At 60.7% G+C, this 25766-nt stretch carries 26 protein-coding genes; 16 read left to right on the forward strand and 10 right to left on the reverse strand.

What is annotated here, in order from left to right:
* Positions 1–24: 24 nt before the first annotated feature.
* Positions 25–744 carry a murein L,D-transpeptidase catalytic domain-containing protein gene (locus tag GRI43_RS08990; RefSeq protein WP_160730807.1) on the forward strand — a complete coding sequence of 240 codons (720 nt, stop codon included), beginning with the start codon at positions 25–27 and terminating at the stop codon, positions 742–744.
* 55 nt (positions 745–799) lie between these two features.
* On the opposite strand, the gene GRI43_RS08995 is transcribed toward GRI43_RS08990, so the two are convergent.
* Positions 800–2221 carry a L,D-transpeptidase family protein gene (locus GRI43_RS08995; protein WP_160730808.1) on the reverse strand — a complete coding sequence of 474 codons (1422 nt, stop codon included), beginning with the start codon at positions 2219–2221 and terminating at the stop codon, positions 800–802.
* A 137-nt stretch (positions 2222–2358) separates the two neighbouring features.
* On the opposite strand from GRI43_RS08995, the gene GRI43_RS09000 reads away from it, so the two are divergent.
* The 6 genes from GRI43_RS09000 (at position 2359) to GRI43_RS09025 (ending at position 8181) form a co-directional block, all read left to right on the forward strand.
* Complete coding sequence (locus GRI43_RS09000; RefSeq protein WP_160730809.1) at positions 2359–3255, forward strand: DMT family transporter; 897 nt, start codon at positions 2359–2361, stop codon at positions 3253–3255.
* Positions 3256–3433: 178 nt separating this feature from the next.
* Positions 3434–6106, forward strand: a complete 2673-nt coding sequence (acnA, locus tag GRI43_RS09005; protein WP_160730810.1) for an aconitate hydratase AcnA — start codon at positions 3434–3436, stop codon at positions 6104–6106.
* Entirely contained in the window at positions 6106–6531 is a 426-nt protein-coding gene (locus GRI43_RS09010) for a rhodanese-like domain-containing protein (RefSeq protein WP_160730811.1), read from the forward strand. The genes acnA and GRI43_RS09010 overlap by 1 nt, the downstream gene beginning before the upstream one ends.
* A gap of 133 nt (positions 6532–6664) precedes the next feature.
* Positions 6665–7084, forward strand: a complete 420-nt coding sequence (locus GRI43_RS13875; protein ID WP_235903706.1) for a hypothetical protein — start codon at positions 6665–6667, stop codon at positions 7082–7084.
* Between the two features lie 54 nt (positions 7085–7138).
* A complete protein-coding gene (locus tag GRI43_RS09020; RefSeq protein ID WP_235903707.1) occupies positions 7139–7894 on the forward strand; it encodes a hypothetical protein in 756 nt (251 codons plus the stop codon).
* Positions 7895–7962: 68 nt separating this feature from the next.
* Positions 7963–8181, forward strand: a complete 219-nt coding sequence (locus GRI43_RS09025) for a hypothetical protein (RefSeq protein WP_160730812.1) — start codon at positions 7963–7965, stop codon at positions 8179–8181.
* A gap of 273 nt (positions 8182–8454) precedes the next feature.
* On the opposite strand, the gene ruvB is transcribed toward GRI43_RS09025, so the two are convergent.
* Both ruvB and GRI43_RS09035 read right to left on the reverse strand, forming a co-directional pair.
* Positions 8455–9510 (reverse strand): Holliday junction branch migration DNA helicase RuvB, encoded by a 1056-nt coding sequence (gene ruvB / locus GRI43_RS09030; RefSeq protein WP_160731658.1) that lies wholly within the window; start codon positions 9508–9510, stop codon positions 8455–8457.
* A gap of 85 nt (positions 9511–9595) precedes the next feature.
* The gene (locus GRI43_RS09035) at positions 9596–10141 is read right to left on the reverse strand and encodes a DsrE family protein (RefSeq protein ID WP_160730813.1); all 546 of its coding nucleotides are present in this window, start codon (positions 10139–10141) and stop codon (positions 9596–9598) included.
* 125 nt (positions 10142–10266) lie between these two features.
* Here GRI43_RS09035 and GRI43_RS09040 point away from each other — a divergent pair, with 125 nt between their 5' ends.
* The gene (locus tag GRI43_RS09040; RefSeq protein WP_160730814.1) at positions 10267–11397 is read left to right on the forward strand and encodes a dipeptidase; all 1131 of its coding nucleotides are present in this window, start codon (positions 10267–10269) and stop codon (positions 11395–11397) included.
* Between the two features lie 3 nt (positions 11398–11400).
* On the opposite strand, the gene ruvA is transcribed toward GRI43_RS09040, so the two are convergent.
* Positions 11401–12006: a Holliday junction branch migration protein RuvA gene (ruvA, locus tag GRI43_RS09045; protein WP_160730815.1), complete on the reverse strand. Its 606-nt coding sequence runs from the start codon at positions 12004–12006 to the stop codon at positions 11401–11403.
* A gap of 283 nt (positions 12007–12289) precedes the next feature.
* On the opposite strand from ruvA, the gene aroC reads away from it, so the two are divergent.
* The 3 genes from aroC (at position 12290) to ahpF (ending at position 15895) form a co-directional block, all read left to right on the forward strand.
* Positions 12290–13363 carry a chorismate synthase gene (aroC, locus tag GRI43_RS09050; RefSeq protein WP_160730816.1) on the forward strand — a complete coding sequence of 358 codons (1074 nt, stop codon included), beginning with the start codon at positions 12290–12292 and terminating at the stop codon, positions 13361–13363.
* A gap of 212 nt (positions 13364–13575) precedes the next feature.
* Positions 13576–14142: an alkyl hydroperoxide reductase subunit C gene (gene ahpC, locus GRI43_RS09055; protein ID WP_160730817.1), complete on the forward strand. Its 567-nt coding sequence runs from the start codon at positions 13576–13578 to the stop codon at positions 14140–14142.
* A gap of 160 nt (positions 14143–14302) precedes the next feature.
* Positions 14303–15895: an alkyl hydroperoxide reductase subunit F gene (gene ahpF, locus GRI43_RS09060; protein ID WP_160730818.1), complete on the forward strand. Its 1593-nt coding sequence runs from the start codon at positions 14303–14305 to the stop codon at positions 15893–15895.
* On the opposite strand, the gene GRI43_RS09065 is transcribed toward ahpF, so the two are convergent.
* The 3 genes from GRI43_RS09065 to GRI43_RS09075 are packed head-to-tail and all read right to left on the reverse strand — an operon-like array spanning position 15896 to position 18319.
* Positions 15896–16471: a Smr/MutS family protein gene (locus GRI43_RS09065; RefSeq protein ID WP_160730819.1), complete on the reverse strand. Its 576-nt coding sequence runs from the start codon at positions 16469–16471 to the stop codon at positions 15896–15898.
* A complete protein-coding gene (mltA, locus tag GRI43_RS09070; protein ID WP_160730820.1) occupies positions 16468–17649 on the reverse strand; it encodes a murein transglycosylase A in 1182 nt (393 codons plus the stop codon). Before mltA ends, GRI43_RS09065 begins: the two co-directional genes overlap by 4 nt.
* Before the next feature lie 7 nt (positions 17650–17656).
* On the reverse strand, positions 17657–18319 hold the full coding sequence (locus GRI43_RS09075; protein WP_160730821.1) for a Tim44/TimA family putative adaptor protein: 663 nt from the start codon (positions 18317–18319) through the stop codon (positions 17657–17659).
* 255 nt (positions 18320–18574) lie between these two features.
* Here GRI43_RS09075 and secB point away from each other — a divergent pair, with 255 nt between their 5' ends.
* The 4 genes from secB (at position 18575) to GRI43_RS09095 (ending at position 22620) form a co-directional block, all read left to right on the forward strand.
* Entirely contained in the window at positions 18575–19123 is a 549-nt protein-coding gene (secB, locus tag GRI43_RS09080) for a protein-export chaperone SecB (RefSeq protein ID WP_160730822.1), read from the forward strand.
* A gap of 28 nt (positions 19124–19151) precedes the next feature.
* A complete protein-coding gene (gene murJ / locus GRI43_RS09085) occupies positions 19152–20723 on the forward strand; it encodes a murein biosynthesis integral membrane protein MurJ (RefSeq protein ID WP_160730823.1) in 1572 nt (523 codons plus the stop codon).
* A gap of 31 nt (positions 20724–20754) precedes the next feature.
* A complete protein-coding gene (gene trpS / locus GRI43_RS09090) occupies positions 20755–21771 on the forward strand; it encodes a tryptophan--tRNA ligase (RefSeq protein ID WP_160730824.1) in 1017 nt (338 codons plus the stop codon).
* A 144-nt stretch (positions 21772–21915) separates the two neighbouring features.
* Complete coding sequence (locus GRI43_RS09095) at positions 21916–22620, forward strand: DUF4136 domain-containing protein (RefSeq protein ID WP_160730825.1); 705 nt, start codon at positions 21916–21918, stop codon at positions 22618–22620.
* 73 nt (positions 22621–22693) lie between these two features.
* Here the strand turns inward: GRI43_RS09095 and GRI43_RS09100 are convergent, their stop codons facing one another.
* The 3 genes from GRI43_RS09100 to GRI43_RS09110 are packed head-to-tail and all read right to left on the reverse strand — an operon-like array spanning position 22694 to position 25143.
* The gene (locus GRI43_RS09100) at positions 22694–23035 is read right to left on the reverse strand and encodes a hypothetical protein (protein WP_160730826.1); all 342 of its coding nucleotides are present in this window, start codon (positions 23033–23035) and stop codon (positions 22694–22696) included.
* A 13-nt stretch (positions 23036–23048) separates the two neighbouring features.
* The gene (gene dut, locus GRI43_RS09105) at positions 23049–23495 is read right to left on the reverse strand and encodes a dUTP diphosphatase (RefSeq protein ID WP_160730827.1); all 447 of its coding nucleotides are present in this window, start codon (positions 23493–23495) and stop codon (positions 23049–23051) included.
* Positions 23488–25143, reverse strand: a complete 1656-nt coding sequence (locus tag GRI43_RS09110; protein ID WP_160730828.1) for a bifunctional phosphopantothenoylcysteine decarboxylase/phosphopantothenate synthase — start codon at positions 25141–25143, stop codon at positions 23488–23490. Before GRI43_RS09110 ends, dut begins: the two co-directional genes overlap by 8 nt.
* Positions 25144–25356: 213 nt before the next feature.
* On the opposite strand from GRI43_RS09110, the gene GRI43_RS09115 reads away from it, so the two are divergent.
* Positions 25357–25758 (forward strand): DUF4345 family protein, encoded by a 402-nt coding sequence (locus GRI43_RS09115; protein ID WP_160730829.1) that lies wholly within the window; start codon positions 25357–25359, stop codon positions 25756–25758.
* Positions 25759–25766 lie beyond the last annotated feature (8 nt).

The following is a 25766-nucleotide window of genomic DNA, read 5'->3' on the forward strand; positions in this document are numbered from 1 at the left end:
GTCAAATTATGCTATACGGTGGATATGAACAGACGAGATCTCATCAAAGGTACTTTGGCAGCCGGTGCCGCGCTGGCTGTCCCCGCTCGCTTGCCTGCACAGGTTCGCGCCGGGCTTCCGCGTGATGCAAAGCTGGCAGAAATCGCCAAGCGGGCGCAGGCCAAGGCTGGCGATATGCTGTGGGCGAATGACTATGTCGGCATCGCAGATTTCGGGCTGAAATCGACAGAGCCTCGCTTCCATTTCGTAAATCTGGTGGCTGGCGAGGTGAAATCCTATCTTGTCACGCATGGTGACGGCTCAGATCCGGAGCATGATGGCTGGCTGAACTGGTTTTCCAACGTTCATGGGTCGCACTGCACCAGCAAGGGGACCTATGCGACCTTTGGCTGGTACACTGGTCGCTATGGCACCTCGATCCGTCTCGAAGGTCTGGATGCGACGAATTCCAACGCTCTCGACCGTGCAATCGTCATGCACAGGGCCAATTATGCAGAGCGTCAGCATCTTGAGAAATGGGGCCGTCTTGGCCGTTCGAATGGCTGTTTTGCGATGGGCGACGCGGAATTCAAACTGGCGCTGCTGCAACTTGGCGGCGGCCGGGTAATCCACGCCGATAGCCTGGGTTTGCAGGCAGACGGCACGGTGGTCACGCCGCCGACAATCGACGAGCCTGCCGATATCGAGATCCTGCAGCGCGATCTGCCCACCGGGATCGAACAATCTAACCCCGGCGTTTATTGACACCGGGATATCCTGAACCGGCGGCCATCAAGACCGCCGGTTCGGTCATAGTACCTCAGGCGATGTCGCGCGGATCGTTTTCGATCGGGATCACCTGCTCGTCGGTAACCCGCGAACGGTTCGGCTTGCGCGGTGCATCCATGCTTTCCAGAACTGCATCGTCACGGCCGTAAATATCGGGGAATGCGGTAAGCGTGCCGTCGATATCCTGAGCCATGGTGAAATAGGTGATATAGGCGGGCATCGTCTTCTGGAACGGCACCTTGGTATATTCGCCAGACTTGAGTTTTTCGACGCCCTCATCAGCCGTCAGCCCGCCCTGCAGAATAGCCAAAGTAATCGCCAGTTCGGTTGCCCGTTCGGTACGGATGCAGCCATGGCTAAGCGCGCGCTTGTCATTGTTGAACAGGTGCCGTGACGGGGTATCATGAAAGAAAATCGCGTGCCGGTTGGGCATATCGAGCTTCATCAAGCCCAGTGAGTTGCCTGGCCCCGGCTGCTGAACGACAGAAACCCAGCCGTTCGCGCCCTTGGTGGCAGAATAACCTGCCCGGCGGGCCCATGCCGGATTGTTCAGCACGCGCGCGCCAAGACCTTCGCCTTTGACGATCGATTGCGGGACAGTCCAAGTCGGATTGAAAATAACCCCTTCGACACTTTCCGCAATCTGCGGCGTCGCCGTGCGTCCGGGTTTGCCGACCACGGTGCGGTAGGTACGCACGATTTTGTCGTTCACCGTCAGACGCAGCTGATATTCCGGAACATTGGTCATCAGATATTGCTTGCCCAGATCGCGCGGCAGCCAGCGCCAGCGGTCCATGTTGGCGCGGATCAACTTGTGCCGTTTGGCCTGTTCAGCCGGAGTTGCGGCCAGTTCGCGTTTCAGGCGGAGATAGTCCGGGTGTTCGGGCATGATCCGGGCGAGAGTCCCGGCAATATCGCCCGATGCAAGCGCATCTGCCATCAATTCGCCGGTTGGATAGCGATCCTGATCCGGATCGAACACGAACCATTGTTTGCGGCTGTCCATCGGCGTGCGCCCGTCGCGCAGATCCTCTACCAGAAATTGGAAGCTCTGGCTGGCGGCTTCGTCGAGCGCGGTACCGCTGCCCATGGCAATCGCAGCACGCAGGCCGTCAAGATTGTAATCGGCCGAAACCAGACCTTCTTCGGAAACTCCCTCAACAACGGCAGCAAGTGCACGAGCATGTTCGACAGGCCACGCCTGAACGATCGGTTGCTTGGGCTTGCCCATTTCGTCGATCGCCTGAACGACTTCTTCCGATATGACAGGCGCGCCGTCCATCTCGACCGTCTGTTGTTCGATCGAGGCCGCGGGTGCTTCATCGGGAAGCAGATTGACCGGCTCTGAATTGCCCGAAGATTGCGCCGCCAGACCAGCAGGCACAAGAATTGCCGTCGCAGCAAGCAGGTGAAAACGCGTTTTTGAACTGTAAATCACTTGAATTCCATCCATCTGGCGCCCTCGAAACAGTCCTGGCGCATTTGTCATTTTTATCGGACTAGTAATTTAGCATCAACCATAATGCCTGTCTCGGGCCTTAATCACAGGAAAGAGATGACGCGTGGTGCGGTGCAGGATATGCCCGCGCCATGTCCGCAGCACGCGCCATTTTGCCGTTCCTGGCCGCTTTGCTGGGTGTCGGCTTCCTGTCGTTGATGGATGCCTTCATGAAAAGCGCCGCTCTTGCCGCCGGGGCGTATAGCGCGGCGGTTTTCAGATCCGCCATTGCCGGGGCAATCATAACCCCTGTCTGGCTGGGCGCCGGCGGCAGATGGCCCGAACGGCCGGTTCTGAAACTCCACCTGATCCGGGGCACCGTGTCAGGCTTTATGGCACTGAGCTTCTTTTACGCCCTCACCAAGCTGCCAATTGCCGAAGCCATCGCGATCAGTTTCATCGCGCCTTTGCTGACACTTTATCTTGCGGCAATCATGCTGGGCGAAGTCATCAGGCCGCAGGCTGTGCTGGCTTCGATCCTCGGCCTCGCGGGAACTATCGTGATCATCAGTGGACGGCTGGGCGCTGCCGAATACGACACGGAAACGATGAAGGGGCTTGGCGCGATCCTCTTTTCCGCCCTGCTCTACGCATACAATTTCATCGTCATCCGCCAGCAGGCGCAGGTATCCAGCCCGCTGGAGGCGACGACTTTTCATAGCGGCGTTGCCTGCGCGGTGCTGCTGGTGTTTGCCCCGTGGTTCCTGACGGTGCCAGAATGGGAGCCTATGGGCGATATCGCCATCGCATCGGTGCTGACACTGGGCGGCGCGCTGGCGATCACCTGGGCCTATGCCCGGGCAGAAGCGCAATCATTGGTGCCGATGGAATATAGCGGCTTTTTGTGGGCAGCCCTGTTTGGCTGGATGTTCTTTCGCGAGCCGATCAGCACAGCGACAATCGCCGGAACCGTCCTTATCGTGATCGGCTGCTGGATAGCGACCAGAACGAGACCCAAGGTCCCGCAAACGGAACAAAGCGCGCTGTAGGCGCTTGATTGTTTGAAAGTATCACAATTTCGGCGCTGTTTGATCGATTTTGACGGTCTGGTCCCCTTGACCAATGCGGCCGGACGTAGCAGGTGCCGCGACAGAAATTCAGCCCGGAAAACGCCCGATTCACCACCGGGACCAAACGGGCCTCATCCATGAAAGGATTACCCACAGCATGACCCAGGTCGGCAAGGACACACTCGGAACACGCAGCACCATGGACGTAGGCGGCAAGTCCTACGCATATTATTCGCTCGACAAGGCAGCGGAAAAGATCGGTGATGTCAGCAAGCTGCCATTCTCGATGAAGGTCCTGCTCGAAAACCTGCTGCGTTTCGAAGATGACGGCTTCACCGTTTCGACCGACGATATTCAGGGTCTGGCTGACTGGCAGAAAAATCCGAAAACCGGCAAGGAAATCCAGTACCGCCCGGCCCGCGTCCTGCTGCAGGATTTCACCGGAGTTCCCTGCGTTGTCGACCTTGCCGCGATGCGCGATGCCATTGCCCAGCTTGGCGGCGACACTGCGAAGATCAACCCGCAGGTTCCGGTAAACCTCGTCATCGACCACTCCGTGATGGTCGACGAATTCGGACATCCGAAGGCTTTCGAAAAGAACGTCGAGCTTGAATACGCACGCAATGCGGAGCGTTACGACTTCCTCAAATGGGGCTCGAAGAGCTTCCAGAACTTCTCTGCCGTGCCTCCCGGCACCGGCATCTGCCACCAGGTGAACCTCGAGCACATCGGCAAGGGCGTATGGTCCAGCGAAGACGGCGACGGCACCACTGTCGCCTATCCTGACACCTGCGTCGGTACCGACAGCCACACCACGATGATCAATGGTCTCGGCGTACTTGGCTGGGGCGTTGGCGGCATCGAGGCGGAAGCTGCGATGCTCGGCCAGCCGATTTCCATGCTGGTACCCGAAGTCGTCGGCTTCAAACTGTCTGGCAAGATGTCCGAAGGTATTACTGCGACTGACCTCGTGCTGACCTGTGTGCAGATGCTGCGCGAAGTCGGCGTGGTTGGCCGTTTCGTAGAATTTTACGGCCCTGGCGTCTCTGAACTGAGTTTGGCCGACCGTGCAACGATTGCCAATATGGCACCGGAATACGGCGCAACCTGCGGCTTCTTCGGCATCGACGACAAGACGCTTGATTACATGCGCCTCACCGGCCGTAGCGAAGACAGCATCGCGCTGGTCGAAGCCTATGCGAAGCAGCAGGGCATGTGGTTCACGCCTGAGAACGAGCCGGTCTTCACCAACACGCTGGAACTGGACGTCGGATCGGTCGTCCCCTCGCTGGCCGGACCGAAGCGCCCGCAGGACAAGGTCATCCTCCCCGAGGTGGACGAACTGTTCAACAACGACCTCAAGACGCTTTACAAGAAAGACGGCCCGGTACGCACCGCGGTTGAGGGCAAGGACCACGACATCGGCGACGGCGACGTTGTTATTGCCGCCATCACCAGCTGCACCAACACATCCAACCCCGATGTGCTGATCGCCGCCGGTCTGGTCGCGAAGAAGGCCAACGAAAAAGGCCTGAAGCCCAAGCCATGGGTCAAGACCAGCCTTGCACCGGGATCGCAGGTCGTAACGGACTATCTCGAGAAGGCGGGCCTCCAGGCCGAGCTGGACCAGATCGGTTTTGATCTGGTCGGTTACGGCTGCACGACCTGCATCGGTAACTCCGGCCCGCTTGCGCCGCCGATCAGCAAGGCAATCAACGGCAACGACATCGTCGCTGCGTCGGTTCTGTCAGGCAACCGTAACTTCGAAGGCCGCGTCAGCCCCGACGTTCGAGCCAACTTCCTCGCATCGCCGCCGCTGGTGGTCGCCTATGCGCTGAAGGGGACAGTCACCGAAGACATCACCGAAACCCCGCTGGGCCAGGATCAGGACGGCAACGACGTCTTCCTCAAAGACGTCTGGCCGACCAATGCGGAAATCGCTGAAATCCGCTCGAGTTCGATCGACCGCCAGATGTTCGAAAGCCGCTATGCCGACGTCTACAAGGGTGACGAGCACTGGCAGGCAATCGATGTGACCGGATCCGACACTTATCAGTGGCGCCCGGGCAGCACCTATGTTGCAAACCCGCCTTATTTCGACGGCATGGAAATGACCCCTGCCCCGATCACCGATATCACCGACGCGAAACCGCTCGCGATCCTCGGCGATTCGGTCACCACCGACCACATCAGCCCGGCCGGTGCGATCAAGGAAGATTCGCCAGCGGGCGAGTATCTGATGAGCAATCAGGTCGCGAAGGCGGACTTCAACTCGTACGGCTCACGCCGCGGCAACCACGAAGTGATGATGCGCGGCACCTTCGCCAACATCCGCATCAAGAACGAAATGGTTCCGGGCGTCGAAGGCGGTTACACCACCTATGGCGGCGAGCAGATGGCGATTTACGACGCTGCGATGAAGCACAAGGAAGACGGTACCCCGCTGGTCGTTATCGGCGGCAAGGAATACGGTACCGGTTCCAGCCGCGACTGGGCGGCCAAGGGCACCATCCTGCTTGGTGTTCGCGCGGTCATCGTGGAAAGCTACGAACGTATTCACCGTTCCAACCTGATCGGCATGGGTGTGCTCCCGCTCCAGTTCAAGGACGGCGACAGCCGCAATTCCCTCGGACTGAAGGGGGATGACACCTTCTCCATCAAGGGTCTGGCAGGCCTTACGCCGGGCCAGGATGTCGAAGTGGAAGTAACCCGTGCCGATGGCGAGAGCATCACCTTCACTGCCCAGTGCCGGATCGATACCGCCAACGAAATGGAATATTACAAGCACGGCGGCATTCTGCAGTACGTGCTGCGTAATCTGGCCGCGTAATGCGCAGCCACTTCCTGTGCCTCGCAGCGGTTGGCAGCTTTCTGCTTGCCAGCTGCGGGGCCAGTGAGGCCTCTGCCCCCGTTGCCGATACAGATACTGGTTCAATTGGCGGGCAGGTTCTGACCTTGGACGCAGCGGCGCTTGCCGGGAAACTGGAAGCGGGCACGGTTCATTTGATCGATGTGCGGACGGCAGAGGAATTTGCAGACAGCCACATCGCAGGCGCAGTTAATATCCCGCTCGCCCAGTTCGACCCGAAGGCGTTGACCAATTCGGATGGTGACGAAGTCATCCTCTACTGCCGAACGGATCGCCGTTCTGGGATTGCGGCCAGCGAGCTCGCGGAACACACCGGTCGTGATGCAGTCCATCTCGATGGCGGGATCATCGGTTGGGAAGAAGCGGGCATGCCCGTTTCGAAGTGACTTGCCACACTCAGGTCATGCCTGAGCGCTGATCTCAGCGATAACTCCAGATACAAAAAGGGCGGCATCACGCGGTGCCGCCCTTTTTCAATGCGTGTTCGTGAGAGCTTAGCCGCCGTTCACAACCTTGAACTTGCGCCGGCCAAGGATCGCTGCGGCAGCAAGGCCGAACAGGATTGTCATCGGCGGGGCAGGAACCTGTGTACCGCTGCTGGTCGATGTCGACGATGTGCTCGACGATGATGAACTGCTGCTCGATGACGACGATGAAGACGACGACGAGGACGACGATGAACTGCTGGTCGAAGAACTCGTAATCACGCCGGAACTGGTCGAACTGGTTGCCCCGCCCGACGAAGAAGAGCTGGAGCTGGAGCTCGAAGATGACGAGCTGCTGCCCGAAGAAGAACCGCCCGTGCTGGTTGCGCCGCCATTGCTACCGCCGGATGACGAGGAAGACGACGAGCTGCTGCTCGACGAAGAACTCGAGGACGAACTGCCGCCCGAGCTACCGCTTGAGCCGGAACTGCCCGAGCCTCCGCTGCCGCCATAGCTGGAGCTGCCACCATGGCTCGAAGAGCCGCCATAGCTGGACGAACCGCCCGGCTTGCCGCCCGATCCACCACCGGAACTGGAAGAACTGGAGGAGGAGGAAGACGATGAAGAGCTAGAGCTCGACGAGGAGCTGCTCGACGACGAACTGACATTACCCGAGGATGACGACACGTTGCCTGAAGACGAACTGACGTTACCCGAAGAGGAGGAGACGTTGCCTGAAGACGAGCTCACATTGCCTGAGGACGACGAAACATTCCCCGAGGACGAGGAGACGTTGCCGCTCGAACTGGACACGTTGCCCGACGTCGAGGTGGTCGTGCTGCTGATGCCGCCGGTGGAAGTCGAGACCCCGCCGGTCGAGGTCGAGACCCCGCCGGTCGAGGTCGAAACGCCGCCAGTGCTGGTCGAAGTCGACACGCCGCCGGTCGATGTGCTGACACCGCCCGTGGTGGTCGTGCTGCCGCCGCTGGTGTTGTTGATGTCGATATCGATCACGATGCCGCTGGTGCCGGAAGTCCCGCTGCTGGTGGAGGTCGATCCGCCCGAGGTGGAGGTCGATGTGCCGCCGCTGCCGCCGCTGCTGATCCCGCCCGACGTTGTCGTGGTCGAAGTGACCACTACGCTGCCGCTGGAACCACCGCTGGAACCGCCGAAGAACCCGCCAAAGAACCCGCCACCAAAGCCGCCGCCGAAACCGCCGCTGCCGCCAATTACGGTTACGCCGCCGCTGCTGCCGCCGCCGGTGAATGTCGGCTGGGGAACAGGTGCGTATGGTGCCGGAATGGCGCGCATCGCAGTGCGATAGACTGGCGGACATTCAGCAGAACCGGCCACTGCGCCGCCCGCTTGCGCACCGTTTGCCCGCATGCCGCCATGGCCGGGCAGGTAACCGCCTTCAACCGGTTCGCATTCGACAACGCGCTTAACCACGCGGCGCTTGCGCTGGACTGTCTTGGTCACGCGGCGTTTGCGCGGCTGGTCTTTCACATAGACCGGCTGCGCCTTGACCGACTTGGTCGCGCCCTTGGCCGACTTGTAGGTCGGGCTGTCCGTTACCGGTGGTTCGGCGACGTGCACCGCACCACCTGCTAGAAGCGCACCGCCCGCTGCGGTCGCGGACAATTTCGCCAGGGCCATCTTTACCGACATGGACAAGCTCTCTCAATTACTCTGGGGAGGCCAGAAGGCGGCGGGTCCGCATTCGGGCATTTCCCTGTCACATCAGAAAGAGCACAACACACCTAACCGGCAATTACGTTAACCATGAAAAACGGCCTGCGAGGCATGTTTTTTGCCCATCAATCGGCGCGATTCCGCGAGTTGTCCCACAATGGAACCGAAAAACCGGCAATCCCTTATGCGGGCTTAACCATTTGTGTCGAACAAACCCGATTGACGGTCCAATCCGGGCGAATCACTTGCGGGACGGGGAATCGCCATGCCGAGATGCTGCCAACCGCCATCATTCAGGCACCGCCCGCGCGCGGTCCGCGCCACCAGACCAAGCTGAATCAGGAACGGCTCGACCACTTCCTCGATCGTGTCGCGCGGTTCGGCGAGGCCCGCTGCCAGCGTTTCAACGCCAACCGGCCCGCCCTTATATATATCGGCAATCATCCGCAGATAGCGCCGGTCCATCGCATCCAGGCCGAGCCGGTCGACCTCCAGCCTGCCCAGCGCGTCGTCGGCGATCTTCGCGGTTACCACGCCGTCGCCCGCAACATGGGCGAAATCGCGCACGCGCCGCATCAGCCTCCCGGCAACGCGCGGGGTGCCGCGTGACCGGCGGGCGATCTCGCGCGCGCCGGCTGGGTCCACATCCAGACCCAGCAGATTGGCACCGCGCGTCACCACACGCTCCAGCTCATCCTCGGTATAGAAATTGAGGCGCACAGGAATGCCGAAGCGGTCGCGCAGCGGCGTAGTCAGCAGGCCCTGACGCGTGGTCGCGCCAACCAGCGTGAAGGGCGGCAAATCAATCCGCACGCTGCGGGCGGAAGGCCCCTCGCCGATAATCAGATCAAGCGCGCGGTCCTCCATCGCGGGATAGAGCACCTCCTCAACCACCGGATTGAGACGGTGAATCTCGTCGATGAACAGGACATCGCCCTCTTCAAGATTGGTCAGCAGCGCCGCAAGGTCACCCGCCTTGGCGATTACCGGCCCGCTGGTGGCACGGAAACCGACGCCGAGTTCCTTGGCAACAATCTGCGCGAGGGTGGTCTTGCCGAGGCCGGGAGGGCCGAAGAACAGCACATGGTCCATCGCCTCCCCGCGCGATTTTGCGCTCTCGATAAACACCCGAAGGTTATCGCGCGCCGCCTCTTGCCCGATAAATTCGCCAAGCGATTTCGGCCGCAGCGCTGCATCGGGATCATCCGGCTGGCGATCGGGGGTATGGAGGGGGACGGGATCGGTCATCATGGACACTTCATGGGGGAATCTGGCGCTGGCTCTCCTGGTACGACCAGGGAACCCAGCGCTGCCCAGACACTCAGCAGTCTGTTCAAAACGGGTTCACCGTGTAGCCGCGCTGTTGCAGCAGCGCGTGCGCGGTCATTGCCGACAGCGCGGTTTCGACACCGGGGATAAGGTCATCCTGCGTGATGCCGTAAGCGATGCCGCTTTGCCCGCACAGGATAAAGCGCACGCCGTGGTCCAGCATTTCGCGGATCATCGCGCCCGAAGGGTTCGCGCCGTCCCTGCCCTTGGCCGCCCATGCCTCATCGCTCAGCAAATCCATCGACGCCTTGCCATGAACCACCACAGCGACGCGGATATTGTCGGGATCGACACCTGCGGCCACGTGCATATTGATGAACCGTGCCGCGCTTTCGAAACCGCGGCTGTTCTTGCCTTCTTCCGCAGGCACCGCAACATCGAACGCGTGGGAAAATTCGGTATCCGCCGGGACCGGCCCCATCCCTTCGACCGGTGCGTGCGGGCCGAAGCCTTCGAACACCGGGCCGGTTTTGAACGCGGACATATCCTGCGCGGAAACCGGTGCTGCAAATGCCAACACCGCCAAAATGATCAACCGAACACAAGCCATATACACAATCCTATTTGCCGAACCCTGAAAGCAATTCATTCGAGCCGCTGCGACTTTCGATCAACAGCCTATTGAGCTCGCCGAACAGGTTATCACACCCGTCCGATTTGGCTATTACCCTTCCCATGAAAATCAGCAGACGCAAAGCCCTGACCGCATTGGCATCCACTGCGAGCGCCGCCGCATTCCCCAGAGCCGCCGCATTGGCCGCGACCAGGAATGACTGGTTTGACGATGCCATTGTTGTCGATGCCCTTGGCCGGATGGGTGATCCCTATGCCGAAGAGGGCGTCACCCGTTTTACCGAACGTGGCTGGAAAGAATCGCTGGAGACAGGTGTGACTGTCCTTCGCACCACGATCTTCCCTGTCGGCAATCCCGACAATGCATGGGAAGTGTATCGCGAAAGCGTGGCGGAACATCACGACGTATTCGGCGCAAATCCTGACAGGCTGGCGCTGATCAAATCCGGCAAAGATATCATTCACGCCAAGCGCGACGGGAAGCTGGGCGTAATTCTGGGCACACAAGACACATCGATGATCGGCGCTGAGCTCGACCGGATGGCGATTCTGCGCGAGGACGGGCTGCGCACCGTCCAACTGACCTACAACAATCGCAATCTGGCCGGCGATGGCGCGATTGAGCCCGCGAATGCGGGGATTTCCAAACTTGGCCATGCAACCATCGAGGCAGCCGAGGCCGAGAAACTGCTGCTCGACCTGTCGCATGGCGGCGCCCAGACGATGCACGATGCCGCCCAAGCGGCGAAGCGCCCGTTGACCATCAGCCACACCGGCGCGCGCGCGCTGGCCGATCATCCACGCAATGTGTCTGACGAGCTTATCCGCAAAGTCGCAGACGGCGGCGGAGTCATCGGCGTCTATTTCATGCCCTATATCGTGGCAGATATGGAACCATCAGCGTCGGACGTGATCGCGCATATCGAACATATTGCCAATGTCGGCGGCGAGGATGCTGTCGGCATCGGGACCGATAACGGCATTCTGCCCCTTCCGTTTGACGATGAAATGAAGGCCGCGCTGGACGCGATGCAGCAAGACCGCCTCGACAAAGGGATCGCTGCGCCAGGTGAAAAAATAGGCTTCTATCCGCTAGTGCAGGAGTACAACTCGATTGACCGCTACCGCCGATTGGTCCGCGATCTGGAGGCGCGCGGGTGGAGCCAGACGCGTCTTGAAAAACTGATGGGCACCAATTTCCTTCGGCTCTACACCGAAGTCTGGGGCGGTTAGAGCTTACCCTGCTGCTTTCTTCAGGGCCACGCGGATCAGGTCATTTTCGCTCGCATCCTCGCCCAGCTCGCCCTGCGCGGCGGCCACGGCGCGCGCGGCAATCGCCGGTTTGAAACCGAGGTTTTCCAGCGCGCTGACCGCATCGGCGCTGGCCCCGCCCGCAGGGGTAATGGCAACGCCCATTCCGCCGCCGCCAGACACCGGCAGCGCGCCCGCCTTGTCTTTCAGTTCGTTGACGATGCGCCCGGCCAGTTTAGGCCCGACCCCGTTGGCGCGCGCGACCATCGCTGCATCGCCATTGGCGCACGCGCTTTGCACTTCAGCGGTGGAGAGCGCGGACAGGATCGCCAGCGCTACCTTGCTGCCCACTCCCTGAACCTGGGTTAGCAGGCGGAACCAGTCGCGTTCCGCGCTTTCCGCGAAACCCAGCAGCCGCATGTCGTTTTCCGAAACCTGCAGATCGGTATAGATAGTGCAGCCTTCGCCCTGTTCGCCCAGCGCCGCCAGCGTCTTGGTCGAACAATGGACCAGATAGCCCACGCCCTGAACGTCGATCACCGCCCAGTCATCTCCGGTCTCGTCGAGCAGGCCTTTCAGTTTCGCAATCATGGTTTGTTCCTGCCGCAAGCGGACGCGATGCGCCAGAGGAAACCGGATTGTTCAGCCAGTGATCCACAAGCCTGAACAGATGGAACACATGGAACACAGTCCTGATGATCAATCCATCGCAGGTGCGGGGCGGACTGAAGGCCGGTTGTCTGGGAGGCGCACGAAATAGGCATTCCCGCTGCATAGCCCGGCCCGCGGGCAGTAGGAAAACCGCATCTGCGTCAAGCAATCCTGTATACCGCCGCGCTCGACACAGGCGGCAGATTGCGCAAAGAGAAGCGGCATGAGCTGGAACACTTTTGGCCGCGTATTGCGGTTCACGACATGGGGCGAAAGCCACGGGCCTGCGCTGGGCGCGGTGCTGGACGGGTGCCCGCCGGGGATCGCGCTGAGCGAGGCCGATATCCAGCCATTCATGGATGCGCGCCGCCCGGGTCAGTCGAAATTCACCACCCAGCGGCAGGAACCGGACCAGGTCAAAATCCTGTCCGGCGTGTTCGAGGGCAAGACCACCGGAACCCCGATCAGCCTGATGATCGAGAATGTCGACCAGCGCAGCAAAGACTATTCCGAAGTCGCCAACGCCTATCGACCCGGCCATGCCGATTATGCGTATGACGCGAAATACGGGTTCCGCGATTACCGCGGCGGCGGGCGTTCCAGCGCGCGCGAAACGGCGGCCCGGGTGGCCGCTGGCGGGGTGGCACGGCTGATCATGCCGGATGTGACCATCACCGCCTATGTCAGCCAGATCGGCACTGACGAGATCGACCGGGATCAGGCCGACTTTGCCGAAATTGGTAACAACCCGTTCTTCTGTCCCGATCCCGCCGCAGCAAAACGGTGGGAGCAATTGGTCGATGATGCGCGCAAGGCCGGATCGTCGCTGGGTGCGGTCGTGGAATGCGTTGCAACGGGCGTGCCCGCCGGATGGGGCGCGCCAGTCTATGCAAAGCTCGACGCGGATCTTGCCGCCGGGATGATGAGCATCAACGCCGTGAAAGGCGTGGAAATCGGCGATGGTTTCGGCGCGGCGCAGCTATCGGGTGAACAGAATGCAGACCCGATGCGCGAAGCCGAAGACGGCAGCGGGCCGGAATTCGGGGCCAATCACGCAGGCGGGATTTCCGGCGGGATTTCGACCGGCCAGCCGGTTGTTTGCCGGGTCGCCTTCAAACCGACCAGTTCCATCCTGACCCCGGTCGACACGATCGGGCGGGATGGCAAAAACACCCGGATTCGCACAAAAGGCCGGCATGATCCGTGTGTCGGCATCCGCGGAGCCCCGGTGGTAGAGGCGATGATGGCGCTGGTTCTGGCCGATCACAAAATGCTGCACCGCGCACAATGCGGATAGGGCGCCAGGCAACCGTCTGATTATCCAGACTCTTATCTGAAATCTTTCGATTTTTCGAAACTTCATGGAACCCGGCACCGATTGATCGGTTTTGTCGATGTTAGCAATCGCAACATAACGTTTTACTGCAATGCAGCAGACACTATCTGGCTACTGCAAGTAATTTCCGTTCGTTCGCGAACATCAATCCAACACACCATATCGGAGACATCATGGGTATTATCGGAAGCGCAATCAAACCGTTCAAAGCCACCGCATTTCAGGCTGGCAAGGACTTCTTCGACGTCACTGAAAAGGATCTCGAAGGCCGCTGGTCGATCTTCTTCTTCTATCCGGCAGACTTCACTTTCGTGTGCCCGACCGAGCTGCAGGACCTTGGCGAGCAGTACAACCACCTCCAGTCGCTGGGTGTGGACGTATATGCCGTTTCGACCGACACGCATTTCAGCCACAAGGCATGGCATGACACGTCGGAAAAGATCGGCGGTATCCAGTACGCATTCCTGGGCGACCAGCTGCACACGCTGTCGAAAAACTTCAACGTCCTGCGCGAAGATAGCGGCCTTGCCGACCGTGCAACTTTCGTTGTCGATCCGGACGGCGTGATCCAGATCATGGAAATCACCTGCGAAGGCGTCGGCCGCAATGCAAGCGAACTGGTCCGCAAGATCAAGGCTGCACAGTATGTCCGCGAAAACCCCGGCCAGGTCTGCCCTGCTGCTTGGGAAGAAGGTGCGGAAACTCTGGCACCGTCGCTTGACCTCGTAGGCAAGATTTAAGAAGCCTGATGGCTCTTTCGTGAGCCGCATTCAGGACTTTCAGTAAAGCCCAGGGGGCCAAAAGAGCCCTTCGGGTCGCTGGGAGGCCCGGGACCACCCCCCCGGTCCCGGGCCTTTTTCTTGCCAGAAACCCTCTCAACACCCCTCACGGAGTATCATCATGCTTGGCGCCGCTCTCGAACAGCAGCTTGAAACCTATCTCGCGAACCTGCGCGAACCGATCGAGCTGATCGGCACGCTGGGTGATGACGAAAACTCGCAGAAAACCCGCGTCCTGCTGGAGGAGATTTCCTCGTTGCACAGCATGGTCAGCGCATCCTTCGATGGCGACGCAAAGCACGTGCCCAGTTTCGAAGTGCGCCGCGCATCCGATCACAATGCTTCGGTGCGCTTTGCCGGACTGCCGATGGGCCACGAGTTCACCTCGCTGGTGCTCGCGCTGCTGTGGGCCGGCGGCCATCCGCCGAAAGTCGAAGCCGAAGTGCTCGAACAGGTGAAAGACCTGGACGGCGATTTCGATTTCGAAATGTATTTCTCGCTCAGCTGCCAGAACTGCCCGGACGTGGTCCAGGCGCTGACGTTGATGTCGATCTTCAACCCGCGCATCACCGCGACCCTGATCGAAGGCGGCGCGTTCAAGGACGAGGTCGAGCAGCGCCAGGTGATGGCTGTGCCGGCGGTCTATCTGAACGGCGCACCGTTCGCCAATGGTCGGATGGACGCGCGCGACATCATCGCGAAGCTCGATACCAATGCTGACGCCAAAGCCGCTGAAAAGCTGGCCGGGAAAAAACCGTTCGAAGTGCTGGTCGTCGGCGGCGGCCCCGCCGGCAACGCGGCGGCAATCTATACCATCCGCAAAGGGTTCAGCACCGGCATCGCTGCGGAACGATTTGGCGGGCAGGTGGCCGATACGATGGGCATCGAGAACTTTATCTCTGTCCCCTATACCGAAGGCCCCAAGCTGGTCGCGCAAATGCAGGCCCATGCCGAGGAATACGACATTGACCTGATCGACCGTGTTGAGGCGCAGGAGCTGATCCCCGCGCGCGAGGCTGGCGGGATGCACGAGGTCAGGCTGACCAATGGCGCATCGCTGAAGGCGCGCGCGCTGATCCTGACCACCGGCGCCCGCTGGCGCCAGCTCGGCGTGCCGGGCGAAGACGAATACCGGAACAAGGGCGTGGCGTACTGCCCGCACTGCGATGGCCCGCTTTACAAGGGCAAGCGTGTTGCCGTGATCGGCGGCGGCAATTCAGGTGTCGAGGCAGCAATCGATCTCGCCAACATCGTCGGCCATGTCACTCTGATCGAATTCGACAGCCAACTGCGCGCTGATCAGGTTCTGCAGGACAAGCTGCGCAGCTTTGCCAATGTCGATGTCATTACATCAGCGCAGACGACCGAGGTTACTGGCGACGGATCGAAGGTTACCGGGCTGACTTACAAGAACCGCACGACCGGCGAGAACCATGACGTCGCGCTAGACGGTGTGTTCGTCCAGATCGGTCTGGTGCCGAACACCGAATGGCTGAAGCAATCGGGCCTCGAACTGACCCGCTTCGGCGAGATCGTGATCGACGACAAGGCAGCGACAAATCTGCCCGGCGTGTTTGCTGCGGGCGATTGCACAACCGTTCCGTACAAGCAGATCATCATCGCCATGGGCGAAGGTGCGAAAGCAGGTCTGAGCGCGTTCGACTATCTCATCCGGACCGAACCGGCAGATGAAATCGCCCAGGTTTACGCCTGATCAGCGGTTCTTTCTAAGAACAACGTAAAGCGCACCCTCGCCCCCGTGGCGGCGGTGCGCTTTTCTTATTGCGGCGATGGCATCGGCGTGATCGCCAGCTGCCAGCCAGTCGAGTATCTTGGCGCGGATCACCCCGCGTTTGGAACCCCGGTCCGCCGCCTCTACCGGGCGCGGCCTGCCAGTGATTACCAGCACCAGCCGCGCGCCCATCGAACGGGCCTGATGCATCCCGCTATCCAGCCGGGTGTGCGCCGCATCGACATAATGGTCGTGCAGATCGAGAGTGAAATCGGGCGCTATGCTTCCCGCTTTCAGCTTGCGGTCCCAGTGCGAATCCAGGCTCGATCCGCCAATGCGCCGCGCACTGCGCGGTGGCGGCTGCGTGGCGGGCGTTGGAATTTTGGGCGTGGGTGCCGGTTTTACCGCGGCCCTCTTCGGTATGACCGGAGCTTGCGGGGCAACCTTCTTCGATGGTTCGACCTTTGGCGCTCTGCGCCCTTCAAACGGTTCGACAGAGGACGCAAGCTTCGCCCATGCCGCTTCTTCATCGGCAGTCAGGCCGCGCGGCAGCCTCACTTGCGGCTGAGGCGGTCGGCGGCAGAATTTGGCAGCAGGATCAACGCTTGTCCGCGCCCCGACATGCCGCCTGCAATTTCGCGCGCGCTATCACCCGCACCCCAGAACGTATCGAACCGGTTCGCACCCTTGATCGCGCCGCCCGTGTCCTGCGCGATCCACAATCCGTTTGCCTCGGGCCGGTCGAGCTGCAACCACACCGGCGCGCCATAAGGCACAAAATTGGGATCGACAGCGACCGAGCTTTCCCGCCGGACCGGCACGCCCAGCGAGCCGAGCGGGCCATCACCAGTCAGTTCGCGGAAGAATATCCAGCTCTTGTTGAGCCGCATCAATTCGCGCCCGTCCTCCGGGTTTTCGCGGATATATTGCATGATGCCTTGCATGGAGCCGGGATACTGCCCCGGCTCGTCGCCCAGCAGGCCCTGTTCGCGCATGACGCCGCCAATCCCGGTATAGCCGCGGCCATTCTGCCCCGCGTATCCGATCCGCATGACGCCGCCTTCGGCCAGTGCGAGGCGGCCCGAACCCTGTATCTGGAGGAAGAACATTTCGACCGGATCGGCGGCATAAGCGATTTCCAGCCCGCGACCGGCCAGAGCACCTTCTTCGATTTCCGCGCGTTCAAAATAAGGTACGAAATCACCGTTCGCGTCGATCCGTCCCAGTGGCGCGCGCCCGGTGCGTTCGGATTCGGGCATGTCATCGGGCCATTGCCTGATCAAATCATCGGGCAATGCATAGACCGGAACTTCGCAGCCCGGCTGGCGCGTGCGGCACCCGCGTATCTCAGGTTCGAAATATCCCGTCGCAAAGGCATCACCAGAACCGACGCGGGCGGTCTGGAAATTGTCAAAAAAGAACCGTGCCGGATCGCCGGAATGGATGCGGGCGGCGCTGCACGCCGTTTCCCAGTCGGATAGAATGGTGAGGCCCGACTTATCTTCACGGCGCAGGATCGATGGGCACGATTCGATGAAAGACGCCAGCCCGCTGGCCGCATCACCCGCGGTGAGGTTCAGCCTGCCTGCGAGCGGCGCCACGGACACGCCCAGCATCGCCGCAGAACTTGCTGGTGGCGGAGAGACCGGCGGCGCGGCAGGTTTGGGAATTACCGTACAGCCGGCGACAAACGCCGATGCGGCAAGTGCGATCAGGCGCAGAGCCGCTGCAGGCATGGCGCGATCAGCCCTCGTCGGTTTCGTCGAGCAGCCAGTTCGGATTTGCCGAGTTCACATCGCGCATGAATGTCCAGACGTCGCGGGTTTCAATCGCATCGTCGAGTGAGCCGGCGATCATGTTGCCATTCTTGTCACGAGTTACCGCAGCGATGTCTGCAACGAAGCGAACTGCGACACGGGCCATTGTCCCGTCGAGCGAGGCGCGGTCGATAACGGCTTCTTCGATCCGGATCAGCGTGTTGTCCAACGTCTCGCCAGCTTCCTCACGCATGGTGATTGCGCTGTCGAAGCTCTGGTAAACATCGTCGTCGCAGAGCTCTTTCAAGGTTTCGCGGTCGCCGTTCCAGAACGCTTCCAGCACCATGCCGTAAGCGGCCTTCGCGCCTTCCAGGAAACCGATAATTTCGAACCGGCGATCAGCTGCGGAAATCTCGCGAACGCCGCGTTCCACCGCAGGCATCACGCCCGGGAATTCGCGGACATTGGTTTCGGCCTGCGCACCATCTTCATTCTTCGGCGCAGCCGGTGGGGGCGCTACCTGTTTGGTCGGGTCGAAACGTGTCGGGATCGATTCCTCCTCATGCTCAGCACGTTGGCCCAGCACGGAATAGAGACGCAGGCCCAAAAAGGCGGCGATCATGGCGAGGATTACAATCTCAAAAATCACGTTGAATACCTGTCTTGCGATGTTGGGGCCGGATCGGCCAGCGCATGTCTGCCCGTAACTGGTCCTGCCTTACATCCGGTTTCTTACCAATCCTGCCTTAAATAGGGACTGAACACAAATGAACAACGCCCTGCTGGGTTCCTTTTCAGGCAGTTCGTGTCACGCATTGCGACCGCTGCGCCCAAGTGCTAGGCGCGCGTCCGAACCCGCCGCAACGCGGTACTGACACATTGATCTAACGAAAGACGATTTATCATGGCCGACGAAGGCGATATCCTCACCGACCTCAACATGGATGCAGCGCCGAATGGCCCAGTGCCCAATGGCGAAGACACTTCGCCCGCAGCAGGCATCATTTCACAGTATGTGAAAGACCTTTCGGTCGAAAATCCGAACGCACCGGCCAGCTATCAGTGGCAGAGCCAGCCGCAGATCGACCTGCAGTTCAATATCGGCGCGAAGCCGATCGAGGGCGACGTTCACGAAGTTGAACTGAAGATCAACGTCAACGCCAAGACCGATCAGGGCAATGCCTATCTGATCGAACTGGCCTATTGCGGGCTGGTCGCCATGCGCAACCTGCCGGACGACCAGGCGCACGCGTTTCTCTATGCCGAAGCACCGCGTATGCTGTTCCCGTTTGCACGCCGCGTGATTTCGGACGCTACCCGCGATCTCGGCTACCAGCCGCTGATGATGGACCCGATCGATTTCAACGGCCTCTACATCCAGCAGCTGCAGGCGAAAGCGCAGCGCGAAGCCGAAGAAGCAGGCGGTGCAGCCGCACCATCCGGGGACGCCTGAGGCTGATGCCAGACGCGGGCGCTGAAGCATGAGCCTGCTCAAGAACGTCGGAACCATTGGCGGGCTGACAGCTGTCAGCCGCGTCTTTGGTTTCGTGCGCGATATGCTGGTGGCCCGCGTGCTGGGCGCGACCGCCATGGGCGATGCCTGGCAGCTGGCCTTCATGCTGCCCAACATCTTCCGGCGGCTGTTTGCCGAAGGCGCCTTTGCCAGCGCGTTCGTGCCGCTGTTCAACCGCCGAATGAAGGAAGACGGCGACCTCAGCGAAGCGCGACGGTTCGCCGAAAACGTGCTCGCAGTGCTGCTGCCGATACTCATCGTGTTCGGCGCCATCGCGCTGATCGTGATGCCATGGGTGGTCGCCTATTTCGCGCCCGAGGGTCTAGCGGAAGATGGGGACAGCCTCGCAATTGCCACCACGATGGCGCGCATCACCTTCCCCTATCTGTTGTTCATGAGCCTCGCCACGCTGGTGGCTGCAGTGCTCAATTCGCTGTCCCGCTTTGCTGCGGCTGCTGCGGCGCCGATCCTGCTGAATATCTGCCTGATCACCGCGCTGGCATACGGCGCGACGCTGGACGGCGGGCTTGAGGCGCGCCGTGAAACTGCGACCCTGATGGCAGTCGCGCTATCGCTGTCGGGTTTACTGCAACTCGTCTGGCTGAGCGTGTGGATGCGCAAGGCGGGTTTCCGCATTTCGCTGGTCGCGCCGAAAATCACCGGCGGGGTCAAGGAGCTGGGCATACTGGTTGTGCCCGCAGTGTTTGGCGCGGGCGTGTACCAGATCAGCCGCTTCATCGACCTGTTTTTCCTCTCCACGCTGCCGGTGGGCAGCTACACCTATCTCGCGATGGGCGACCGGTGGAACCAGTTGCCGCTGGGAATCATCGGGATTGCGCTGGGCACGGCAATTCTGCCTGCCCTCTCGCGCTTTCTATCACGTGATGAAAATGACGAGGCCGCACGCCTGCAGTCGAACGCGATCGAATTGGCCATGCTGCTGACCTTGCCGGCGGCCGTTGCCCTGTTCGTGACCGGCAGCGCATTCACCCGAGTGTTCTTTGCCGGCGGTGAGTTCACCGTGGAAGACGCGATGATAACCGGCACAGTGGTCGGCGGGCTGGTGATCGGTCTGCCTGCCTATGTGCTGATCAAGGTGCTGACCCCCAACTTCTTCGCCCGCAAGGACACACGGACCCCGGTCTATACAGCCGCCGCATCGCTGGTGGTCACGGTGGCGCTCAACATCATGCTGGTGCCTACGCTCGGCGTGCTGGCGCTGGCGATTGCCGGGTCGGTCGGTGCGTGGTGCAATGTCGCGCTGCTGTATCTGATCCTGCACCGCAAAGGATACTTCCGCCTGCCCGCACGGATTTCCGGGCGGCTCGCGCGGATCATGGTCGCCGCGGCAATCATGGGGGCAGCGCTGTGGGCCCTGATGCCGCCGCTCGATCCCTATTTCAGCGGCACCATCGCCCAGCGCGGAGGGGCCATCGCTGCGGTTGTTCTGACCGGGCTGATCACTTTCGCAATCGCGGCAATTGTCCTTCGAGTCCTTGACCGCGACACCATTGCCCGGCTTATGCGGCGCAAAGCCTGAGCAAGGCATCTGCAAACCAACAGGATTATTCATGCGCGTAGTTTCCGGCATCCAGCCGACAGGCAATCTTCACCTTGGCAATTATCTCGGGGCAATCCGGAACTGGGTGAAGATGCAGGACGAAATGGAAGAAGGCAGCGAATGTCTGTTCTTTCTGGCCGATCTGCACGCGATCTCCATGCCGCATGATCCGGCAGAGCTGAGATCCGGAACGCTGGAAATGGTCGCCGCACTGGTGGCATGCGGGATTGATCCGTCGCGGTCTGTGTTGTTCAATCAGGCTCAGGTCCCGGCACATACCGAACTGCAATGGCTGCTCAACGGCACCGCACGGATGGGCTGGCTCAACCGGATGACCCAGTTCAAGGACAAGTCAGGCAAGAACCGCGAAGGTTCCAGTGTCGCCCTGTTCACTTATCCGGTGCTTCAGGCCGCCGACGTGCTGCTGTATCAGGCCACCCACGTCCCGGTCGGCGATGACCAGAAACAGCATCTCGAACTGGCGCGGGACATCGCGCAGAAATTCAACAATGATTTCTGCACCGAAGATGCACCGGTGTTCACTCTGCCCGACCCGATCGTTCCGCCGGAGGCCGCGCGGATCATGAGCCTGCGCGATGGCAGCGCAAAGATGAGCAAGTCGGACCCTTCGGAAATGAGCCGGATCAATCTGGTCGATGATGCCGACACGATCATTAAAAAGGTCAAGAAGGCAAAGTCGGATGCCGATGCATTGCCGTCGGAGGAAAAGGGATTGGAAGGACGCCCCGAGGCGCAGAACCTTGTCACCATCTATGCCGCCGTGACCGGTGAAAGCGTCGATCAGGTGCTGGGCCGTTTCGGCGGTGAAGGCTTTGGCAAGTTCAAGCCTGCATTGGGCGAAGTGCTGGTCGAAACGCTGGCGCCGATTTCCGAACGCTTCCGTGATCTCAAATCGGATCGCGAATCGCTTGATGCCATCCTTGCACGCGGCGCTGCGAAGGCGCGCGAAATAGGCCGCCCGACAATCGACAAGACATATCAGGCGCTGGGGCTGGTCAGGGGATAACCCTTTAAAATCAAAGAAAATTGGCCCTGATTCCGTTCAAGGTCGGTTCAGTCGGCCGCTTTACAATCAGGCCCCATAGTGACAGCTTTCGATGCGCCATGGGGGACGCCGCGCTGTCTTCATGCGATTTCAGAAGGTAGTTCCATGTCTATCAAGAATTTCACATTCAAACGGGCGGTAAAACTTGCCGCCGTGCCGCTCGCCCTGGCGAGCGTTGCCGCGTGCACCACGCCGTTCAAGGCGGACGTTTCACGCTTCCAGAGCCAGCTTCCCGCGCCGCAGGGCCAGACCTTTGCCGTGGTCGCGGACGATCCGGCTCTGGCAGGCGGGCTCGAATTTTCGCAATATGCCGATCTGGTCGAAACAGAGATGGCCAAGCTGGGTTACGTCGAAGGTACTCCCGAAGATGCGACCTTGCTGGTTCGTTTCGATTACGGTGTCGACAAGGGCCGGGAACGGGTACGCTCGACCGGTTTCCGCGACCCGTTCTATGACCCTTGGTATGGTCCGCGTTCGCGGGTGGCATATGTCCGCACCCGGCGCGGCTATCGCTTGGTCCATGTCCCCTCGCGTGCGTGGGGTTACGGATTCTACGATCCGTGGTTCGGCCAGGACGATGTTCGCAGCTATACCATTTACACCAGCGGCATCGACATGAAGATCGACAACGGCGCAACCGGAGAGCGGCTGTTCGAAGGCAAGGCGCAAGCTGTCTCGACGTCGAACCGCCTGCAATATCTGGTGCCCAATCTGGTAGAGGCGATGTTCACCGATTTCCCCGGAAATTCGGGTGAGACACTGCGAATTTCGATCCAGCCGGAAGAAACCAAGGTCCGCAAGATCGACTAGAATCATCCCTTGGACGGGAATCGAAGGCGGGCCGGAAACGGTCCGCCTTTTTCGAGCGTGCGCCGCGCAGACGCTATTTCCGGTCGTTCTGTTTCCAGCGCCACCTGACGGCAGCCACACCCACCGCCATTGCCACCGACCCGATCAGAAACGCGCCGGGGAAAGTCAGCGGAACACCGCCATCAGTGCCGCCCATCGAACTGTCGATCTGGTCGAGCAGGTAGTTTGCCAGATGAATGACGCCGGTAAGCAGAGCGAAAGTTATCAGGACATTGCGCGGGTCTAGCGGCCCCCAACTTGTGCGGATGCCGATATAGCGAAGGATGCGCTCTGCCAACCAGACTAGGATGACGATCCATGCGATCAGGGCCACTGCCCCGATCAGTGCCCCGCCCACGCCGATCCCGGCCAGCATCAGGAACGCCGCCTCATCGTCCGGTAGAGCCGAAACCGCCGCTGCCGCGCGCTGTTTCGTCCAGATCGTCCACCTCGAGCCAGGCGGCCTGTGTGACAGGGGCCAGCACCAATTGGGCCACCCGCTCGCCGCGCTTGATCGGTAACGGGTCGCTGCCGTGATTGATCATCAACACCTTGAGTTCGCCGCGGTAGTCGGAATCGATCGTGCCGGGGGTGTTCGGCACGGTAACGCCGAATTTGAATGCGAGGCCGGATCGCGGTCGCACCTGAATTTCATATCCTTGCGGGATCGCCATCGACAGGCCGGTTGCGACCGCGTGCCGCGTACCCGGTTCCAGAACCACATCTTCAGCCGACAGCACATCCATTCCGGCAGCCCCTTCGGTAGCGTAAGCGGGCAGTGCGAGCCCCTCTCCGTGCGGCAGGCGCTTCAGTTTTACGCCGACAGGGTCACTCATTATCCTCGCTCTCCAAAGCTTCCGCCACGCGCTCGATCAGCCTGCGCGCCACAGCATCCTTTGGCATGTTTTCAAGATTGTCGACACCGCTGCTGGTGACGATGTGCACACGATTATTGTCGCCGCCCATCACGTCGCCCGAAACGTCGTTCGCGACGATCCAGTCAACACCCTTGCGCTTCAGCTTGATCTTGGCATTTTCAACCACGTCCTGCGTTTCCGCAGCAAAGCCGATCAGCAAGCGCGGGCGTTTTCCGCCTGCCGCGGTGTTGGCCAGGATATCCGGATTTTCCGTCAACATCAGCGCAGGCGGTGCGGAACCGCGTTTCTTGATCTTCTCGTCGGAGAAATCCTTGCTGCGCCAGTCGGAGACTGCAGCGACCATGATCGCCGTATCGACCGGCAGTGCCTTTTTCACCTCATCTGCCATTTCGCGCGCGGATTCGACATCGATGCGATCGACCCCTGGCGGCGTGTCGAGATAAACCGGCCCTGCAATCAGCGTCACACGCGCGCCGGCATTGGCGGCGGCGGCGGCAATGGCGAAGCCCTGTTTGCCCGATGATCTGTTGGCGATGTAGCGGACGGGATCAATCGCCTCGCGCGTTGGCCCGGCAGTAATCAACACGTGCTTGCCATACAGCGGGCGGTGCTCCGGATCGGTGTCGAAATCAGGCTGCCCGTCCAGCGGATCATGATCGTCATCACTCACAGTGATAGCGTGCTCATCGCCATCCAGCGGTTGAGGTTCTGCCTCGCCCGCACCGGTCTTGACCGTGTGGTTCATCGCTTCCGGATCGGTCGGGGGTGCAGATGCCGCCCCGCCCTTTGCAGCGAGCAGCGAGGAATTCGGATCGAATTCGATCGCCTCTTCCTCGAATTGATCATCACCGAATTCTTCTGCACCTTCGGGTGCATCTTCGGGAATCTCGTCGCTCCACTGCGCTTCGATTTCCTCGACCGAGCGCTTTGGCGTGGAGCGCGGAATCAGCGATGAAAGCAATCCGCCCAGTCCGCCCCGCGGTTCCGGCGGTTCTTCCTCAGGCTCGATTGCCTCGACATACTCGTCGATTTCTGCCGCGCCGACATCACCGGGATCGATGCCAAGAAGTTCGGCAATCTCCAGCCAGATCATCTCCGGTTCGGGCAGGCGGCCCGGGCCGAATTCGCCGCAGGCCATCGCACCTTCATCGGGGTCGACCACATGCACCCCGGCTTGCCTGAGCCAGGCGGCGTTACGCTGGGTCGCCTCGTGCTGCCACATGCGCACGTTCATCGCCGGGACCGCCATCACCGGTTTGTCGGTGGCGAGGATCAGCGTAGTCGCCAGATCGTCAGCGATGCCTGCTGCCATCTTGGCCATCAGGTCTGCCGTTGCCGGGCAGACCACCACCAGATCGGCTTCGCGGCTGAGCTGTATGTGGCCCATTTCCGCTTCGTTCTTCAGATCCCACAGGGTGGTGTATACCGGGTTTTCACTGAGCGCGGCGAGCGCCATCGGGGTCACGAATTGCTGGCCGCCATTGGTCACCACACAGGTAACCTCGCCGCCGCCCTTGCGGATCAGACGGACCAGTTCGCAAGACTTGTAGGCAGCGATACCGCCGCCCACCACAAGCAGCACCTTTGGTGTGCGCGGTGCATTCATTTCAACATGCTCTCAACTGCCGTATCCGCGCAAACACGTACACAAGCCACAAGCGCGCGCATCACCAATTTCCCATCGTTAACCATCGCCGCAGCCTAGCGAGCGACTGCAAGGCCCGCTAGCCCTGCGTGACAGTGGTTAAGTTTTATCTGGCCGATCATCGTTACCGGCCTATAAACCACGCCATAAAATAATGCCGAGAGGGGATTTGATATGCGCTTGATTTTGACGGCCCTGCTGTTCGTAGGCGGCCTGTTTTTCGTGGTGACAGGGGCTGATTTCCTGATCCGTCCGGAAGATGCGGCGGCCGGTTTTGGCATGGCAGCGACAACCAAGACCGGGCTTGCCGCCATCCGGGGCGACATGACGGCCTTTTTCCTGATCACGGGATTGTCCATGCTGATCGGCGCGTGGCGGCGGAATGGCGACATCCTGCTGATCCCCGCCTTCATGCTGGGCTGCGCGTTGCTTGGCCGGTTCATCACGCTGCTCGTGAACGGGGCGGATGACGGGTTTTTCCTGCCGATGATCGTTGAGGCCGTGTTCGTGATCCTGTCACTGCTCGGCAGCCGTATCCTGCCGCATCCTGTCACAGACGGCGACGAGACGACCTGAGCCTAAGC

Source organism: Pontixanthobacter luteolus (assembly GCF_009828095.1).
Lineage (GTDB): Bacteria > Pseudomonadota > Alphaproteobacteria > Sphingomonadales > Sphingomonadaceae > Pontixanthobacter > Pontixanthobacter luteolus.